Below are 17,621 nucleotides of genomic sequence, written 5' to 3'. Positions count from 1 at the left end.
ACCGGACCGGAGTAAGACCGTTTCGCAATGAGAAGCCTCTATCGCCTGCTGACCCGTTGGTGGACCGCCTTCGCCCTGGCCGCGTCGCTGGCCATGCTGGGCGCAGCCCATGGGTTCGAACGGTTCGCGGGCCTGGCGCCGTGCAACCTTTGTCTGAAACAGCGCGAGGTCTATTGGGGCGCCGTGGCCGTGGCGGCCGTGGCGACGGCCTGGACGGTGCTGAGCGGCGGGCGACGCGGCACGCCCCGGATCGCCGCCTTCCTGCTGGGGGCCGTGTTTGCGACGGGCGCGATCACCGCCGTCTTCCATATGGGCGGCGAATACAAGTGGTGGAGCCTGCCGGCGACCTGCGTCAGCAGCGGGTCGGTCGATCTGGAGAGCCTGACCGCCCTGGCCCTGGGCACGGGGCCGGCCCAGAGGGTGGCCATGTGCGATTCCGTGGCCTGGAGCTGGCTGGGCCTGTCGATGGCCGGTTGGAACGCCCTGATCTCCCTGGCGTTGGCCGGGTTCAGCCTGCTGGCGACCAAACGCCCCAAGGACGCCCGCGCCCCCCGCTTCGAAAGGGCCTGATCCCATGACCGACGCCGCCCCGCACACTCCTCTGCCCCGCCCGGGCCTGGGCGCGGACAGGGCGCGGATGGACGAAATCCTTCGCGTCGATCACGCCGGCGAATATGCGGCGGTCCTGATCTATCGCGCACAGAAGGCCGTGTTCGAGGGGCGCAAGGCGCGCGGCGACATCGTGCGCGACCTCGGCGAAATGCAGGATCAGGAGGCGGTTCACCTGGCCCGGTTCGAGCGACTGCTGAACGAACGCCGCGTGCGGCCGACGGCCATGACGCCGCTGTGGCGCATCGCCGCCTCGGCCCTGGGCGCCGGCACGGCCCTGATCGGCGAAAAGGCGGCCCACGCCTGCACCGAGGCGGTCGAGAGCGTGATCGAGAAACACTACGCCGACCAGATCGCCGAGATCGGCGACCGCGACCCGGCCCTGGCGGCCGAGCTGAAACAGTTCCGGGACGAGGAGCTGGCCCACCACGATCACGCCGTCGAGCACGGCAGCCGCGACGCGCCGGCCTATCGGCTGCTGAGCGGGGTGATCAAGGCTGGGTGCCGCGCGGCGATCAAGATCAGCGAGAAGGTTTGATCCCGCGCCACCGTCACCCTCGGGCTTGACCCGAGGGCCGGGTGGTCCGCCGCATTGCGCCAAAGGCGATGCACAGCCCGATCCACGCCCGGTCCTCGGGTCAAGCCCGAGGATGACGGATTTGGAATGGGGCGTGGCCGCCTTAATAAATCTCGAACAGCCCCGCCGCGCCCATGCCGCCGCCGACGCACATGGTGACGACGCCGTATTTGGCCCCGCGCCGCTTGCCCTCGATCAGGACGTGGCCGGTCATCCGGGCGCCCGACATGCCATAGGGGTGGCCGATGGAGATGGCGCCGCCTGAGACGTTCAGCAGCTCGTCGGGGATGCCCAGGGTGTCGCGACAATAGAGAACCTGGACGGCGAAGGCCTCGTTCAGCTCCCAGATGCCGATGTCGTCCACCGTCAGCCCGTGGCGCTTCAGCAATTTGGGCACGGCGTAGACGGGGCCGATGCCCATCTCGTCCGGCTCCACCCCCGCCACCGCCATGCCGCGATAGGCGCCGAGCGGCTGAAGATTGCGTTTCACCGCCTCGCCGGCCTCCATGATCACACAGGCCGAGGCGCCGTCGGACAACTGGGACGCATTGCCGGCGGTGATGTATTCGCCCTGCTGGATCGCCTCGCCGCTGCCGAAGACGGGTTTCAGCGCCTTCAACCCTTCCAGAGTGGTTTCGGGCCGGTTGCCCTCGTCCGTGGACAGGGTCACCTCTTTCGAAGCGGTCTCGCCGGTCGCCTTGTCCGTGACCAGCATGGTGGTCGTCATGGGCACGATCTCGGCGTCGAGCCGGCCCGCCGCCTGGGCCGCCGCCGTGCGCTGCTGGGACTGAAGGGCGTATTCGTCCTGGCGGTCGCGGCTGATATTGTAGCGGCGGGCCACGACCTCGGCCGTCTCCAGCATCGACATATATATATGGGGCGCCAGCTTCAGCAGGGCCTCGTCCTTGCCGCGGTACAGGTTCATATACTGGTTCTGGACCAGGGAGATGCTCTCCAGGCCGCCGCCGACCGCCATCTTCTGCTGGTCGAAGATCACCTGTTTGGCCGCCGTGGCGACGGCCATCAGGCCCGAGGCGCATTGACGATCCAGGCTCATGCCCGGAACCGAAGACGGCAGACCGGCCGCCAGGGCGACCTGGCGGGCGACATTGGTTCCGGTCGAGCCCTGCTGCAGGGCCGCGCCCATGATCACGTCCTCGATCTCGGCCGGCTCGACGCCGGCGCGCTGGACCGCGTGTCTGACGGCATGGGCGCCCAGCTGTTGGGCCTGGGTGTCGTTGAAGGCCCCGCGATAGGCCCGGCCTATCGGGGTGCGGGCGGTGGAGACGATGACGGCTTCGCGCATGGAGAGTCCTTCCCGGTTTCGTTCGCCGCTTTGGAGGCGCGGCCGTGTTTCCTCATGGGCGGAACTTAGGCGCCTCCCCCCGCGGTAAGGCAAGCGGAGAGCCTCGTCGGGTCGTCGGCGCCCAGGTCTTTTGTGTTGAAAGGGCGCCACAGTCGCCACATTGTTCGCAGATGCGAGGGAACCGCAGCCGCAGCCTGCCGTTCGGCTCCTGAACGTCGGGCGGACAGCTCGGCTTCGGGCATTTTTTACAGAACGAGGAAGCTATGAAGCTCAAACTTCTCGCATCCGTCGCTGTCGCCGGGCTGTTCTCAGCTGGCGCGGCCTCGGCAGATCCCAACGGTTGGTATGGCGCGATCGACGCCGGCTACCACATGATCGACGACATCAACGCCGAGTCGTCGACCACCGGCGCGAACTGGAACTATGAAGTGAACGACGGCTGGGCGGCCTTTGCTCGCCTGGGTTATCGCTTCAACCCCAACTGGCGCGTCGAGCTCGAAGGCGGCTACCGCTCGGGCGACATCGGCACGGTGCGCGCCGTTTCGGGCACCCAGGGTCTGTGCAACCTGACCCCGGCGACGGGCGGCTGCTATTCGCCGGAAGGCGACATCGAGTCCGCCACCCTGATGGCCAACGTCATCTATGACTTCGGCTATGAAGCCTGGGGCGTGCGTCCCTTCGTCGGCCTGGGCGCCGGCGTGAACCGCGTCAACGTCGACACCATCGGCAATCTNGGTCTGCGGAACCGCCGCCCCCGCCGCCGGTTCCGCAGACCCCGGCCGCGCGTCAGTTCGTGGTCTATTTCGACTGGGATCGCTCGGACCTGACGGCTGAGGCTCGCTCGGTCGTGACCCAGGCCGCCAACTACGCCAAGTCGGGCCGTCCGACCCGCGTCCTGATCGTCGGCTACACCGACACCTCGGGCTCGGCCGCCTACAACGTCGGCCTGTCGAACCGTCGTTCGCGCACCGTCGCGGACGCCCTGGTCGCCCAAGGCGTCAACGGCGGCGTCATCGCCCTCGACGGCAAGGGCGAAACCGCACTGGCCAAGCCCACCGCCGACGGCGTGCGCGAACCGCTCAACCGTCGCGCCACCATCGACATCAACTTCTAAGACAGGCAAGACTCGGTCTGACATCGTCAGATCGGGTCTTGTTCTTGGAAGTCTGTCAGCGGAAAGTTCGAGAGCCGGCGCCCTTGTATCCAGGGCGTCGGCTTCCTCGCGTGCCTGCCTCAGGCGCCCCCGCATTTTCCCCATCGCTCAGCTTTAGTGGGTTGATCCCTCTGCGGCTAAGCGCGACAAAGCCATCGAACAAACTCTCTTGCGCCAGACGTCCTGATCGGAGAGGTGAAGCGACCTGGCGTTGTATGGATCGCCAGGCCGGACGGCGTGGAACCCTTTAGATGGTCGATTTAAGACACTCCAATCGAACCTTCTTGGGCCGGCGGCGTAGGCGCTACCGGCTTCGCGGAGAGGTCATGAGCGCGCCTCGACCTCAGCTTCGCCTTCGCACCCCCACGCCGCAGCGGGCGGCCGAAATCGCCGTCTTCCCTACGTCTCAAAAAAACGGTGCGGAGGCCGGGCCAGATCGCGCGATCCAAAGCTTGGATGGTCGGAGATTCCTTATCGTCTCGGCGCCGTTCGGGCCGTTCGGCGTCGCCTTGGCGCGGACTCTCGAAGCCCGCGGCGCGACCGTCCAGCGAATGATCTTCAATGCGGGCGACGCCTTGAACTGGCCGCGAGCGGGGGGAAGGGTGTTCAAACACTCCGCCCAGGTCTGGGCTTCGCGACTGGCGGAACTGACGGCCGATTTCACCGATCTTCTGCTGTTCGGCGAGGGCGGCCCTTACAATCGCGCGGTTCTGTCTGCGGCGGAAGGGCTTGGGCCACGCGTTTGGGTGTTGGAGAACGGCTATTTCCGCCCGGACTGGATCACCGTCGAACAGAACGGCGTGAACGCCTCAAGCGGCCTGCCGCGTTTCAAGGACGGCTATCCGGAGCCGGCGCCGCTTTTGCCCGATCCGAAACCCGTGGGGCGGATCCTGCCGCACCATGTGGTCAACATCACCGCCTATCATGTGGCTCAGGCCGTGGGGGGCTTTCTCTTTCCGCGCCACGCCAGCCACTATACCGCCTCTCCGCTCAGCCAGTGCCTGGGTCACGTCCGGCGATATTTCGGTCTGGCCCTTCAGTCGCCGTCACGCAACGATGTGGAGGTGATTGCCGCGCGGGGCCCCTTCTTCATCGCCTGTCTTCAGCGGGAGGGCGACGCCCAGCTGCTGCGCTATTCCCGCTATGCCGACAATACGGCCTTCCTCGCGGAGGTGATGACCAGTTTCGCCGTCCATGCGCCCAAGGCGGCGCGGCTGGTGATCAAGAACCACCCTCTGGACCCGGGCCTGATCGATCTGGAAGCCGTCACGCGGCGCCTGGTCATCGAGCGGGAGCTGCAAGGCCGGGTCGATTTCATCGACGGCGGAAACCTGGCCCAGCTGTGCCGCGCCTCTCAGGGCATGGTGGTCAACAACTCTTCCGCCGCGCTTTCGGCCCTGGGGTTCCAGACGCCGGTCAAGGTGCTGGGCGACGCCTTCTTCAACTTCGACGGTCTGACGGATCAGCAGGCGTTGAACGACTTCTGGTCCAAACCCCAGGCCCCGGACCCCGCCCTTTTCGCCCGGTTCCGCGCCCATGTGATCGCCCAGAGTCAGGTCAACGGCAATTTCCACGAGCCGCGCGCCATTCGGCGCACCGCCGAGGGCGTAGCGGACGTGTTCGAGCGGGTTTCCTGAACAAAATTTGCGCTTAAGGGCGTCAAGGGTGTGCTCTCTGAGCCACCCAAGGGCGCTGTCACGACTCTGACACATATGTGTCACCTAGCGTTACAAGATGGATCGTACACGGGGCCGGATTTAGACGTGACGACCACGTTTCCGACTTTTTTGGTCCACCAGCTGGGGATAGCGAATGACCTTCCGTAAATTGGCGTATGGCGTTTCGGCCGCCGCCATCATGATGTCGGCCTCGACGGCCGTCTTTGCTCAAGAGACGACCGGCGCCATCCGCGGCCGCATCCTGGACGGCTCCGGCGCGGCCGTGGTCGGCTCGGTGACCATCGTTCACGAGCCCACCGGCACGACCGTCACCACCATGTCGGACTCGTCGGGCTTCTACAGCGCGCGGGGTCTGCGCGCCGGCGGACCATACACGGTGACGGTGTCAAGCGCGGCCGGTGAAGGCGGCGTTCAGCTGGACAGCATCGGTGTGGGCGACGCCGTCAACGGCGACGTGATCGTCAATCAGGCCGCCGCCGAGCTGGAAGCCATTACGGTGACCGGCCAGCGCTTCTCCAACGACTTCGGCTACGGCACCGGCTCGAACTACGGCGCGGGCGACATCGCCGCCGCCGCCTCGATCAGCCGTGATCCGAAGGACATCGCGCGCCTCGATCCGTTTGTGACGCTTGACCCCTCGAACGAAGACGCCCTGTCGTTCGCCGGCACCAATACGCGCCAGAACCAGTTCACCGTCGACGGCATTCGCCAGAACGACGAGTTCGGCTTGAACGGCAACGGCTATCCCACCCAACGGTCGCCGATCTCCATCGACGCCATTCAGGCTTTGAACGTTTCGGTGGCGCCCTTCAGCGTCATCAACAACGGCTTTGTCGGCGGTTCGATCAACGCCGTCACCAAGTCCGGCACCAACACCTTCTCGGGCTCGGCCTTCTATGAGAAGTCGGACGACAGCCTGCTGGGCGACCGGTACTGGGGTTACGGCCCGCGCGGCAACGGTTTCCGCGCCCGCCAAGACTATAACCGCGTCTTCGACGAAAAGACCTGGGGCGCCACCCTGGGCGGTCCGATCATCCGCGACACCCTGTTCTTCTTCGCGTCTTACGAAAAGTTTGAGTCGCAGTTCTCGCTGAACGAAGGTCCGGTCGACGCCGGCTTCGCAAATCCGATTCCGCGCATCACCACTTCGGCCGTCGAAACCTTCCGGCAAGGCGCCAAGACGCGCTACGGCTATGAGACGGGTTCGTTCGTCAATGTGGCCCCCCCCGTCCAGGACGAAAAGTACCTTGCCAAGATCGACTGGAACATCAACGCCAACCATCGCTTGGCCGTGACCTTCCAAGAGACGACCGGCACCTCGTTCAACGGTTCGACCACGTCGGCCTTCATTAACGGCGGCTCGACCACGCAGCCGCGGTTGGCGCTGGAATCCAGCCAGTATGTCAAGGATGAGCGCCTCACGACCTGGAACGCTCAGTTGAACTCGCAGTGGACGGACGCCTTCTCGACCGAACTGCGGGTCGGCTACAAGGAAACTGAAACCACCCAGCTGCCTGTCGGCGGACTGACTGTCGGCCAAGTCACGGTCAACGTTTCCGATCTGGCGGGTGTTCAAGCCGGCTCGGGCACGCCGCAAATCCAGTTCGGCGCCGACAACTTCCGTCACGACAACTATCTGTACAGTGAAGTGAAGAACGCCGAACTGATCGGCCGCTATAGCTGGGGTTCGCACGACTTCATGGCCGGCGCGCGGATTGAAACGCGCGACTTCACCAACGTCTTCGTGTCGCAGTCGCTGGGTCAGTGGACGTTCAACAGCTATGCCGACTTCCTGGCCGGTAACGCTTCTGGCCTGATCATTCGCGGCGCGGTCAACCCGACCGGCGGCACCGTTCCCGCTCGGTTCGGCACTGCGCGCGACGGGGCTGTCGAATTCGGTTACGACGTGAACTCGCTGTACGCCGAAGACACTTGGCAGATCAGCGACACGCTTCGCCTGAATTACGGCCTGCGCTACGACTGGTTCGCCATGGACGACCGTCCGGTGCTGAACACCAACTTCCGCACCCGCAACGGTTTCGACAACACCGCCAATCTGGACGGTCGTGACCTGCTGATGCCGCGCCTGGGCTTCAACTGGACGCCCAGCGACTGGTCGATCTCGGGCGGCGTCGGTCGCTTCTCGGCCATCGGCACCAACGTCCAGATCGGCAACCCCTTCGGCAACGACGGCGCGCGGATCACCAATGCGGTCTGCACCGGCGCCATTCGGGGCGTGACGGATCTCTCCGTCGTTCCCACCGGCGCGAACTGCACCTTCACGCCCGGCAACGGCAGCGTGGTGGCGCTGGATCCGAACTTCGAAATCCCCAGCGCCTGGAAGTACAACCTGACGGTCGCCCGCGATTTCCGCCTGCCGCTGATCGAAGACTTCCGTCTGCAGGCGGACGTCATCCGTACGGATTTCGAGAACGCCCTCTATTACCGCGATCTGCTCGCAACCCGCTCGGGTTCAGCGCCGGACGGTCGTCCGGTCTATACCCACCCGACTGGCCCGGTGGTCTTCGATCTGCTGCTGGATAATCTGAAGGACGGCGGATCCTCGACCTCGGTCGCTCTGACGGGTCAGAAGACGTGGCGCGACGGTGTGTTCGAAGGTCTGGACGTCCGCAGCACCTACACCTACACGGAATCGGAAGACGGCAATCCGATGACCAGCTCGCAGCCGGACTCGTCCTATGTCCGCTTCGCTTCGGCTGATCACAACAACCCGGTGCTGGCGACGTCGGACTACGAAATCCGTCACAAGTTCACGGTCAACGCGAACTACACCCGCGCCTTCTTCGGCGACAACGAAACGTCCATCAACGTCTTCGCCCAACGCCGCTCGGGCCTGCCCTTCTCCTACGTTTATCACAGCAGTCGCACGGGCAACTACGACAACGATTTCGGCAACGCCGTTCCGCAGTCGTACTCCGGCGCCCTGGGTACGTCGAACCAGCTCTTCTACGTGCCCCAGACCGACGGCAACGGCGTCGTCACCGCCACGAGCGATCCCCGCATCACCTATGCGTCGGGCTTTAATCTGACGGACTTCAACGCCTTCCTGAACAACACGGGTCTGATCAAGTACGCCGGCTCGATTGCGCCGCGGAACGCCTTCCGCACCGGCGCCGTCACCACGGTGGACCTGCGCCTGTCGCAGGAAATCCCGGTTCCGGTTCTGCCGACCGGCAAGCTGAAGCTGTACATGGACATCGAGAACTTCGGGAACCTGCTCAACGAGAAGTGGGGCGTTCTGGAGCAGTATCCGTTCTATCGCGGCGTCGGTACGGTTGTGCTGAACTGCCAGACGGCCGGCGTCGCCTCCTCCTGCGCCGCCCCCAATGCAGTGTACCAGTACTCCTCGCTGCAAAGCGCAGGCGCTGCCGGAACGCCGCTCGGTGGTGAGGCTAAGCGCCCGAACGCCCAACTGCCGGCCTCGACCTGGCAGATTAAGTTCGGCGCCCGCATCTCGTTCTGAGTGAAGCGAGCAATGTGCTGACGAAGGGCGGTCCGTTCGCGGGCCGCCCTTTTTCTTTGGGGGCGGCCCCTGGGCGTCCGGCGCCGTTGAAGTCGGGGGCCATTGAGGCCATATGGCGCGGCTCGCGGGTCGCCCGCCCGTCGCCTTCGAACCCTGACAGGACTCTCGCCCGCCCATGACCGCTCCTCTCCCCGCCGAATGGGCTCCGCACCGCGCCATCTGGGTGGGCTGGCCCAGCCATGCCGAATACTGGTTCGAACCCTTCGAACAGGCCCAGGACGAGGTCGAGGCTCTGGTGCGGGCCCTGGCCGGGCCGGGGCGCGAACGGGTGAAGCTGATGGTCGGGGCGCCGGAGCTGGCGGAGGGCGTGCGGGCGCGTTTCGCCGACGGCGCGAACGTCGAGGTGGTGGCGGGCGTGTTCGGCGACGTCTGGCTGCGCGACACCGGTCCTCTGTTCTGGGCGGGATCGAAGACGGCCGCCGCCTTCCGCTTCAACGGCTGGGGCGAGAAATATGTGATGCCGGGCGACGAGACGGTGGCCGAACAGATCGGCGTCCATTCCGGCGCGACCCTGAGCTGGAACGACTTCGTCATGGAGGGCGGGTCGCTGGATCATGACGGGGAGGGCACGGTCCTGACCACGCGCCAGTGCCTGCTGAACCCGAACCGCAACCCGGCCTGGAACCAGGACGAGGCGGTGGCGACCGCCGCTCTGGAAGCCGCCGTCGGGGCGAAAAAAGTGCTCTGGCTGGGCGACGGCCTGCTGAACGATCACACCGACGGCCATGTCGACAATCTGGCGCGTTTCGTCGCACCGGGCGTCGTGGCCTGCCCGATCGCCTGGGGGCGTAACGATCCCAATGCCGAGGTCTATGACGCCGTGGCCCGCGATCTGTCGGTCCTGACCGACGCTGCCGGCCGCAAGATCCGTGTACTGAGGATCCCGTCGCCGGGCCTGGTGCTGGACGAGGACGAGCGCCCGGTCCCGGCCAGCCATATGAACTTCCTGATCGCCAATGGGGCGGTAGTGGTGCCGACCTATGGCGACGATCGCGCGGCCGACATGGCCTGTCAGGCGTTGAAGGAGGCCTTCCCCGATCGAGAGATCATCCCCCTGCCGTCGAACGCCATCCTGACGGGCGGCGGTTCGTTCCACTGCATCTCCCAGCAGGAGCCGGAATGAGTGGCGAGTGGCGAGTGGCGAGTGGCGAGGTTCGTCACTATCGCGACCTGCTGGTCTGGCAGAAGGCGCTGACCTGGGTCGAGCTCGTCTATGCGGCGACCTGCGAATGGCCCCCGGATGAACGCTTCGGACTGATCAGCCAGGTCAGGCGGGCTGCCGTGTCTGTGCCTTCCAACATCGCCGAAGGTTGCGCCCGGCGCTCCACGCCTGAGTTTCTGCGTTTCCTCTCCATCGCCCGAGGCTCTCTGGCGGAGGTGGAGACCCAACTGATCATCGCCCAACGCCTGACCTACCTCGATGAAGCCGCCCTGACGCGGCTGCTCGAACCCGCCGACGAAATCAGTCGGATGCTTTCCGGCCTCATCTCCAAACTCGAGGAGCGCACGAAATGACTTCCCTCGCCACTCGCCACTCGCCACTCGCCACTTCCAGAACCATCACCGTCGCCGGCATCCAGACCTCCTACGGCGAGGACATGCAGGCCAATATCGACAAGACCATCGACTTCGTGCGCGAGGCGGCGGGCAAGGGCGCGCAGGTGATCCTGCCTTCGGAACTGTTCCAGGGGCCGTATTTCTGCGTGTCGCAGGAGGAGCACTGGTTCGCCCAGGCCTATGAGTGGCGCGAGCATCCGTGCGTCACGGCCCTGTCGCCGGTGGCCAGGGAGCTGGGCGTGGCCATCCCGGTCTCGATCTTCGAAAAGGACGGGCCGCAATACTACAATTCGCTGGTCATGCTGGACGCCGACGGCGAGGCCCTGGGCGTCTATCGCAAGAGCCATATCCCCGACGGCCCCGGCTATCAGGAGAAATATTACTTCCGGCCGGGCGATACGGGCTTCAAGGTCTGGAAGACGCGATTCGGCAAGGTCGGGGTCGGCATCTGCTGGGACCAGTGGTTCCCCGAGGCCGCGCGGGCCATGATGCTGATGGGCGCCGACGTGCTGATGTATCCGACCGCCATCGGCACCGAGCCGCACGACGCCAGCCTGCACACGGCCGAGCCGTGGCGTCGGGCCATGCAGGGCCACGCCGTGTCCAACGCCGTGCCGGTGGTCGGGGCCAATCGCATCGGCCATGAGACGGTGACCGAGGTCGGCCAGACCTTCTACGGCCATTCCTTCATCGCCGATCAGCAGGGAACGCTGGTCGAGAGCCTGGGCGCCGAGGAGGAGGGGGTGCTGGTGCACCGCTTCGACCTGGACGAACTGGACCAGTACCGCGCGGCCTGGGGCTTCTTCCGCGATCGGCGGACGGATCTGTATGGCGCGCTGACGGGCGCGAAGTAGGCGGTCCCTGATTCCGTCATCCTCGGGCTTGACCCGAGGATCGGATGTGGGGCGGGCGGTGCGTCGCCTCTGGCGCAGAGCGCCGGATGGTCCGGCCCTCGGGTCAAGCCCGAGGGTGACGGAGGAGTTGGGTCGATCAGCCCCGCATCCCCTCCACCGCCTCGACCAGCCGGGTCAGGTCCGCCGGCGACGACAGCCGGTGGTCGCCGCCGTCGATCAGGTCCAGGCGGACGTCGCCGCCCGTCAGCCGCTCGATCAGTTCGACCTGATGACGCCAGGGCACCACGTCGTCGGCCCGGCCTTGCAGGATATGGACCGGGGCGGCGATGTCGATGACGCCGTCCAGCAGCAGCCAGTCGCGCGCCTCCTCGAACATGCGACGGGTCAGGACATATTCGCCTAGGCCCTCCTCGACGATCAGGGTTTCGCCCTCGCGCACTATGGCCTGGCGCTCGTGGTCGGCCAGGCCTGGCCACATCAGCCGTTCGGTAAAGTCCTGGGCCGGATTGATCAGGACCAGACCCTTGATCCGCTGTGGCCGCGCCAAGGCCGCCAGCAGCGAGACCCAGCCGCCCATCGACGAGCCGACCGGGATGACCGGGCCCGACAGGCTGTCGATCAGGGCGATCGCATCCTCGCGCCAGCGACCGATGGTGGCCCGGCGCCAGTCGCCGGACGACTGGCCGTGGGCGAAATGGTCGTAGCGGATGAAGCTCCAACCGCGGTCGCGCGCGGCGGCGTCCAGGGCGAGGGCCTTGGTCCCCTCCATGTCCGAACGGAAGCCGCCGATCCAAACGACGGTGGGACCGGAGCCGTTGATCCGTTTGAAGGCGAGCGTTTCGCCATCGGGGCGGGACAGGTGTTGAAGATCGTTCATGGGGCTCTTGTGCCGCGACTTTGTATGGGCGTCATCCTCCTGTTCGCGTCTTCGTCATCCTCGGGCTTGACCCGAGGATCGGGCGTGACGCACACGGACGGCTGAAGGCGGCGACAGTCGCCACTCCATCCGCAGTCTTTCGCGGCGCACCCGATCCTCGGGTCAAGCCCGAGGATGACGGTGTGAAAGGTCAGTCGTTTGTCCGCACCCCAGGTCCTGTTCGTCACCTCCAACCGCATCGGCGACTGCGTGATTTCCTCGGGCGTGATCCGAGAGATCGCGCGTCAGGTTCCGGGGGCGCAGATCACCGTCGCCTGCGGTCGGCCGCCCGCCCCCTTCTTCCGCTCGGCGCCGGGCGTGGTCCGGACCCTCGTGCTCGACAAGAAGAAGATGGCCGGTCACTGGGTCGATCTTTGGAAACAGGTCGTCGGTACGCGCTGGGACCTGGTGATCGACATTCGCGGTTCGGCCCTGGCCTATCTGATCCCGGCGAAACGGCGCATCGTCTACAACCGATCCTGGGAGACCGGCCTGCGCAAGGTCGAGATGGTGTCGCGCCTGATGGGGTCGCAGACGCCGCTCGATCCCGAAATCTTCCTGGACGACCAGGCGCGGGCCGAGGCCGCCGCCGTCATCGATCCGCAGCTGGCCGGCGGCGCCGGTCCCGGACCGATCATTGCGCTCGCCCCCATCGCCCACCAGCCGGGCAAGAGCTGGCCCGCCGACCGCTGGGGCGCCCTGGTCGAGAAGCTGAAGGCCGAGCCCCGTTTCGACGGCTGGCGCTTCATGCCCGTGGGCGGACCGGGCGACCGGCCGCCGGCGACCCCGGCCCTGGAGGCGGCGGGGCTGCGGGGGATCGACTTCGTCGGCAAGGGCGACATACTAGCCTCGGCCGCCGCCATCGACCGGGCCGATCTGTTCGTCGGCAATGACTCGGGCCTGATGCACGTCTCGGCCGCGCTGGGGCGCCCGACCCTGGGCCTGTTCGGGCCCACGGAATGGTGGTTGTACGGGCCCTGGGGGGCCAAGACGCGCACCGCCGCCTCGAACGAAACGCGCGGCCAGTTCGCCCCGATCGAGGACCTGACGGTCGATCACGTCTTCGAGGCCGTACTGGCCCTGCACGACGCCTATATCGCCGGAGCGCCCGCCGAGCCTTGAAAAATAGGGCTTCCTGACGCATATTGCCGGGCGAGAGGGGACCGTGGCCACAGCCGCGCCCGTTCGCTCATCACGACACACGCCTTCTTTGACCACATAAGGAAACGACGCCCATTCGCCGTCCCATGCAAGCGCCACCCGTGAAAGACGGGCCGCGTATGAACCAGGATATCCGCGCCCCTCGCGTTCTGCTCATCGACCAGAACGGGGAAAAGCAGGGCGTCATGCCCACCTCCGCCGCTCTGGAAGCCGCCGAGGAAGCCGGGCTGGATCTGGTCGAGATCGTCTCCACCTCCGAGCCGCCGGTGGCCAAGATCCTCGACTACGGCAAGCACCGTTTCCAGGAACAGAAGAAGAAGGCCGAGCAGCGCAAGCGCCAGAAGGTCGTCGAACTGAAGGAGATCAAGCTCCGTCCCAACATCGACACCCACGATTATGAGGTGAAGGCCAAGGCCATGCACCGCTTCTTCGACGAGGGCGACAAGGTGAAGGTCACCCTGCGCTTCCGCGGTCGTGAAATGGCCCACCCCGAACTGGGCATGAAGCTGCTGAACAAGGTCCAGGCCGATTTCGACGAAATCGCCAAGGTCGAGTTCGCGCCCAAGATGGAAGGCCGCCAGATGATCATGATCCTGGCCCCGCGCTGAGGGGGCCATTTCCGCAGATTGAGAAGCCCCGGCTGGAGACGGCCGGGGCTTCTTGCTGTGAGTTCGGCGCGTCTTAGCCTTGATGTGCCGGTCCCTCTTAAGGCCTGCCCCTGTCGAGGGTCGCCTGGACCCGGCCAGTCGTTCTTATCGCCGAGGCGTCTCCACAGGGGGTTCGCCCCGCCGCAAGCCGAATGCCTCTTGAGTGGGGGAAAGACAGGTGCGAGAACAACCGGTAGTTTGCTGGGGGGCGTCGTTGAATTTTTCAGCTTTTCGCAGCGGTCTTGCAGCCGCTTTCTCGATGGTCGTTCTGCTGGCCGGAGGAGCTGCGCACGCCCAGCATCCACCTGCTCCATCGATCGCCGCTTATGCCGCTCTCCCAGCCATAAGCAGGGTCAGTCTTTCCGATGACGGTTCGACGCTCGCTTATCTGCGGCGTCAGGGCGGCGCCAGCGAAGTGATTGTACAGACGGTGAATGGGGAGGTTCTCGCCGCCATCGACGTTAGTGATCGGAGGCCGGTAGGCGTGTCGTGGGCGTCGCCAGATCACGTCCTCATCAGGTCCTTGGTGTTCGAAAGTCAGCTGACCATCGGCGAATCTCTGTTGCCTCAGTTGGACATCGTCAATGTCCGGACAAAGCGAGTCGCTCGCGCTTTGCGCAGTGCGGATCGGGCCGTGGTCAACGCCGTCTATGACTATTGGCGCGGCGAGCGAGGCGGGCGACCGGTTCTATACGTTCAGGCGATGACCACCGAGCGCAACGCTTGGACACCCGACATATATCGCATCGACTTGGATACGGGGCGCGGCGTCCTGTCCTCATCAGGACTACGCGACACGCGAGGCTATTTGCTAGGCGCCGACGGCGAGGTGAAGCTGCGCATCGCCAGCGATCCCGAGACGGGCCGCATTCGCCTGAGCGTGCCTCAAGGCTCAGGGTGGCGAGAAATCTATCGTAGGACCGATCTGTTGGACGGGCCAAACGTGTGGGGCTTCGGACCGCAAGGCGACACCGTCATGGTGAGCGCGCTGGAAGACGGCGAAAATGTTCTGCTGGAGTTGGGTTTAGCCGACGGCTCCAGAAGGCGAAGAACCGATCTGCCTGCAGCGGCGGACCAAGCCATCTATGACCGCACGGGACGTTTGCTAGCCATCGGGGCGGGCGGCGACAGCAGCCAGTGGGTCTTCTTCGAGCCTAAACTCGAGGCCGCTTTCGATCTGATGCACCGAGGCTTGCCGGCTCGGCAATTAACGGTCGTTTCCTACAATTCGGATTACACCAAGTTTGTTTTTTACAGCGAGGGCGCCGGAGAAGTCGGTGACGCGGGAACCTATTACATCTACGACGCGGCGGCTCGAAGCGTCAGCGTCGTCGGGCGCGCCTATCCGGACATCCGTGGCGATCAGATCGCCTTCCAGCAGGCGATTCGATATTCCGCATCAGATGGACTGGAGATCCCGGCCTACCTCACCCTGCCGCCGGGGAAGGATGCGCGCGGTCTGCCGCTCATAGTGTTTCCACACGGCGGTCCGCAGTCGCGTGATTACCTAGGTTTTGACTGGTGGGCACAGGCGATGGCGGCGCGTGGGTACGCGGTTTTGCAACCCAACTTCCGCGGATCGGACGGTCTGGGGCAGGCCTTTTTGGAGGCGGGCTACGGCGAGTGGGGGCGGAAAATGCAGACGGACCTTTCCGACGGGGTGCGCTTCCTCGCCGGGCGTGGAATTATCGATCCCGAAAAGGTTTGCATCGTCGGCGCCAGCTATGGTGGTTATGCCGCTCTTGCCGGGCCGGCCTTGGATCCGGGGGTGTATCGGTGCGCTGTCTCCGTGGCGGGCGTTTCCGACCTTCGCGCCATGCTGACCAGCGAGACGCGCTTGTCCGGGTCAGGGGCCGAATCTCGCAATCCGATCATCCGCTATTGGAACCGTTTCATGGGGGGCGCAGGTTCCGGCGATCGGACCCTCGATGAGCGTTCTCCGGCGCGCCAAGCGGACAGGGTGGATGCGCCTATCCTGTTGATCCACGGTCGGCGGGACACGGTGGTGCCTTACGAACAGAGCACGATCATGGCCGACGCCCTGCGCCGTGCCGGCAAGCCGGTGGAGCTGATCGCTCTGGACGGAGAAGATCATTCGCTGTCACAGGCCGAGACGCGGCTGCAGATGCTGGAGGCGACGATCCGCTTTCTCGAAGAGAACAATCCCCCGAACTAGCAAGCGGTTCATCTTCCTTCGCCCGTCGCACCAGGGTGGCGGCCGTCCGCTTCTCCAAAGGCGAGCGCCGCGCTAAGGCTTGACCATGAGCCAGACGCCGTCTTCGCCTCCCGCCGTCCGCGCGCCCGCCCTGGCGGTGCTGTTCGCGGTGGTCTTCATCAATCTGGTCGGGTTCGGCCTGGTGGTGCCGCTGCTGCCCTTCTTCGCCCAGAGCCTGAAGGCCGAGGCCTGGCAGATCACCCTGATGTTCTCGGCCTATTCCCTGGGCCAGTTCTTCGCCGAACCCTTCTGGGGGCGGCTGTCGGATCGGGTGGGGAGAAAACCTGTGCTGCTGGCGACGCTTGTGGCCAATGCGCTGGGCTATCTGATGCTGGCCTTCGTGCCCAATATCTGGCTGGCCGTCGCGGTCAGGCTGTTCACCGGCCTGGGGGCGGGCAATATTTCGACGGTCCAGGGCTATGTGGCCGACGTCACCCCGCCGGAACAGCGGGCGGGGCGGATGGGGCTGATCGGCGCGGCCTTCGGCCTGGGCTTCATCGTCGGGCCGGGGCTGGGCGGACTGCTGACCCAGCCGCAGCTGGGGCGGCTGGGCTATCAGTTGCCGATTTTCCTGGCCGCAGCCCTGGCGGCCCTGGCGGCCATCGGAGTGATGGTCTTTCTGCGCGAAAGCCGGGCCAAGGCCGATCCCACGGCGGCGCGTCCGGCCTTCCTGGCGGGGTTGAAGGACGCGCGGACCAATCCGGTGGTGTCGCGGGTTCTGGTCGTCACCCTGATCTATATGGCCGGCTTCTCGGCCATGGAGAGCGTCTTCGGCCTGTGGTCCGAAAGCCGCTACGCCTGGGGCGCGCGGGAGGTGGGGCTCAGCTTCATGATCGTGGGCGTGATTTCGGTCCTGAATCAGGGCTTCCTGGCAGGGCGGCTGGCGCGCCGGTTCGGCGAGGCGCGGGTGCTGGCGACCGGCATGCTGCTGTTCGGGGCCTCGCTGGTGCTTCAGGTGCTGGCGCCGGTCGAGTGGTTCCCGGCGGCCCGGCTGGAGCTGGGCGGCCTGTCCCTGCCGGTGGTGCAGGGATGGGTCGTTCCGATCATCATGGCCGTGGGCGCCTGCGGCATGTCCCTGGCCATGCCCAATATCTCGGCCATGATCAGCCGGGCCTCGCCGCCGGATCGGCAGGGGGCCATGCTGGGGCTCAACATGGCCTCCAGCTCGGTGGCGCGCATCTTCGGCCCCATGGTCGCTGGGGGCCTGTTCTCCGGCCTGGGGCATGACTGGCCCTTCCTGATCGGCGCTCTTGACCGTTCCGGCGGCGGTGATGGCGCTGAATGCGGGGCGGGTCATTCGCAAGGTCGATGACGGCGTGAAAGCCCCGGCCTGACTCATCTTGCGCTGGCCTCGGTCTTCGCGTAGAAGCCGCGCCTTCGCGTACCGAACCGCCGGGCGAACA

At 65.8% G+C, this 17,621-nt stretch carries 13 protein-coding genes and 1 pseudogene; 12 read left to right on the top strand and 2 right to left on the bottom strand.

From position 1 onward, the window contains the following. Positions 1-27: 27 nt before the first annotated feature. Together JMT67_RS08935 and JMT67_RS08930 are read left to right on the top strand one after the other, a co-directional pair. A complete protein-coding gene (locus tag JMT67_RS08935; RefSeq protein ID WP_183218053.1) occupies positions 28-570 on the top strand; it encodes a disulfide bond formation protein B in 543 nt (180 codons plus the stop codon). Between the two features lie 4 nt (positions 571-574). Beyond that, positions 575-1,147 (top strand): demethoxyubiquinone hydroxylase family protein, encoded by a 573-nt coding sequence (locus tag JMT67_RS08930; protein WP_191559142.1) that lies wholly within the window; start codon positions 575-577, stop codon positions 1,145-1,147. 142 nt (positions 1,148-1,289) lie between these two features. On the opposite strand, the gene JMT67_RS08925 is transcribed toward JMT67_RS08930, so the two are convergent. Beyond that, complete coding sequence (locus JMT67_RS08925) at positions 1,290-2,492, bottom strand: acetyl-CoA C-acyltransferase (protein WP_201463270.1); 1,203 nt, start codon at positions 2,490-2,492, stop codon at positions 1,290-1,292. Between the two features lie 263 nt (positions 2,493-2,755). Between JMT67_RS08925 and JMT67_RS08920 the strand changes: the two are divergent. The 6 genes and pseudogenes from JMT67_RS08920 (at position 2,756) to aguB (ending at position 11,279) form a co-directional block, all read left to right on the top strand. Beyond that, positions 2,756-3,606: pseudogene (locus JMT67_RS08920) on the top strand (OmpA family protein). A gap of 641 nt (positions 3,607-4,247) precedes the next feature. Further along, entirely contained in the window at positions 4,248-5,282 is a 1,035-nt protein-coding gene (locus JMT67_RS08915) for a capsular biosynthesis protein (protein ID WP_233455843.1), read from the top strand. Between the two features lie 175 nt (positions 5,283-5,457). Next, positions 5,458-8,808 carry a TonB-dependent receptor gene (locus tag JMT67_RS08910; RefSeq protein WP_201463268.1) on the top strand — a complete coding sequence of 1,117 codons (3,351 nt, stop codon included), beginning with the start codon at positions 5,458-5,460 and terminating at the stop codon, positions 8,806-8,808. 175 nt (positions 8,809-8,983) lie between these two features. Further along, on the top strand, positions 8,984-9,991 hold the full coding sequence (locus JMT67_RS08905; protein ID WP_201463267.1) for an agmatine deiminase family protein: 1,008 nt from the start codon (positions 8,984-8,986) through the stop codon (positions 9,989-9,991). After that, positions 9,988-10,383 carry a four helix bundle protein gene (locus JMT67_RS08900; RefSeq protein ID WP_201463266.1) on the top strand — a complete coding sequence of 132 codons (396 nt, stop codon included), beginning with the start codon at positions 9,988-9,990 and terminating at the stop codon, positions 10,381-10,383. The genes JMT67_RS08905 and JMT67_RS08900 overlap by 4 nt, the downstream gene beginning before the upstream one ends. Further along, entirely contained in the window at positions 10,380-11,279 is a 900-nt protein-coding gene (gene aguB / locus JMT67_RS08895; RefSeq protein WP_201463265.1) for an N-carbamoylputrescine amidase, read from the top strand. Before JMT67_RS08900 ends, aguB begins: the two co-directional genes overlap by 4 nt. Before the next feature lie 136 nt (positions 11,280-11,415). Here aguB and JMT67_RS08890 read toward each other — a convergent pair whose 3' ends face one another. Then, entirely contained in the window at positions 11,416-12,156 is a 741-nt protein-coding gene (locus JMT67_RS08890; RefSeq protein ID WP_201463264.1) for an alpha/beta fold hydrolase, read from the bottom strand. Between the two features lie 198 nt (positions 12,157-12,354). Here JMT67_RS08890 and JMT67_RS08885 point away from each other — a divergent pair, with 198 nt between their 5' ends. The 4 genes from JMT67_RS08885 to JMT67_RS08870 all read left to right on the top strand — a co-directional run bounded on the left by JMT67_RS08885 (position 12,355) and on the right by JMT67_RS08870 (position 17,530). Next, positions 12,355-13,317, top strand: a complete 963-nt coding sequence (locus JMT67_RS08885; RefSeq protein WP_054764103.1) for a glycosyltransferase family 9 protein — start codon at positions 12,355-12,357, stop codon at positions 13,315-13,317. A 125-nt stretch (positions 13,318-13,442) separates the two neighbouring features. Further along, entirely contained in the window at positions 13,443-13,964 is a 522-nt protein-coding gene (gene infC / locus JMT67_RS08880; RefSeq protein WP_039244129.1) for a translation initiation factor IF-3, read from the top strand. 253 nt (positions 13,965-14,217) lie between these two features. Continuing rightward, positions 14,218-16,179, top strand: coding sequence for an alpha/beta hydrolase family protein (locus tag JMT67_RS08875; RefSeq protein WP_201463263.1), 1,962 nt, complete (start codon positions 14,218-14,220; stop codon positions 16,177-16,179). 85 nt (positions 16,180-16,264) lie between these two features. Then, positions 16,265-17,530: an MFS transporter gene (locus tag JMT67_RS08870; RefSeq protein ID WP_407645726.1), complete on the top strand. Its 1,266-nt coding sequence runs from the start codon at positions 16,265-16,267 to the stop codon at positions 17,528-17,530. The last annotated feature ends 91 nt before the right edge of the window (positions 17,531-17,621 follow it).

This window comes from Brevundimonas aurantiaca, from assembly GCF_904830995.1.
GTDB classification, from domain to species: domain Bacteria; phylum Pseudomonadota; class Alphaproteobacteria; order Caulobacterales; family Caulobacteraceae; genus Brevundimonas; species Brevundimonas aurantiaca.
Note: the sequence above shows the minus strand (reverse complement) of the source record. Positions and strands in the feature narration are given on the sequence as shown.

Excerpts from the sequence above, each read along its gene's own strand:
- JMT67_RS08935 (WP_183218053.1), top strand. The coding sequence starts at position 28 with ATGAGAAGCCTCTATCGCCTGCTGACCCGTTGGTGGACCGCCTTCGCC.
- JMT67_RS08930 (WP_191559142.1), top strand. The coding sequence starts at position 575 with ATGACCGACGCCGCCCCGCACACTCCTCTGCCCCGCCCGGGCCTGGGC.
- JMT67_RS08925 (WP_201463270.1), bottom strand. The coding sequence starts at position 2,492 with ATGCGCGAAGCCGTCATCGTCTCCACCGCCCGCACCCCGATAGGCCGG.
- JMT67_RS08910 (WP_201463268.1), top strand. The coding sequence starts at position 5,458 with ATGACCTTCCGTAAATTGGCGTATGGCGTTTCGGCCGCCGCCATCATG.
- JMT67_RS08905 (WP_201463267.1), top strand. The coding sequence starts at position 8,984 with ATGACCGCTCCTCTCCCCGCCGAATGGGCTCCGCACCGCGCCATCTGG.
- JMT67_RS08900 (WP_201463266.1), top strand. The coding sequence starts at position 9,988 with ATGAGTGGCGAGTGGCGAGTGGCGAGTGGCGAGGTTCGTCACTATCGC.
- aguB (WP_201463265.1), top strand. The coding sequence starts at position 10,380 with ATGACTTCCCTCGCCACTCGCCACTCGCCACTCGCCACTTCCAGAACC.
- JMT67_RS08890 (WP_201463264.1), bottom strand. The coding sequence starts at position 12,156 with ATGAACGATCTTCAACACCTGTCCCGCCCCGATGGCGAAACGCTCGCC.
- infC (WP_039244129.1), top strand. The coding sequence starts at position 13,443 with ATGCAAGCGCCACCCGTGAAAGACGGGCCGCGTATGAACCAGGATATC.
- JMT67_RS08870 (WP_407645726.1), top strand. The coding sequence starts at position 16,265 with ATGAGCCAGACGCCGTCTTCGCCTCCCGCCGTCCGCGCGCCCGCCCTG.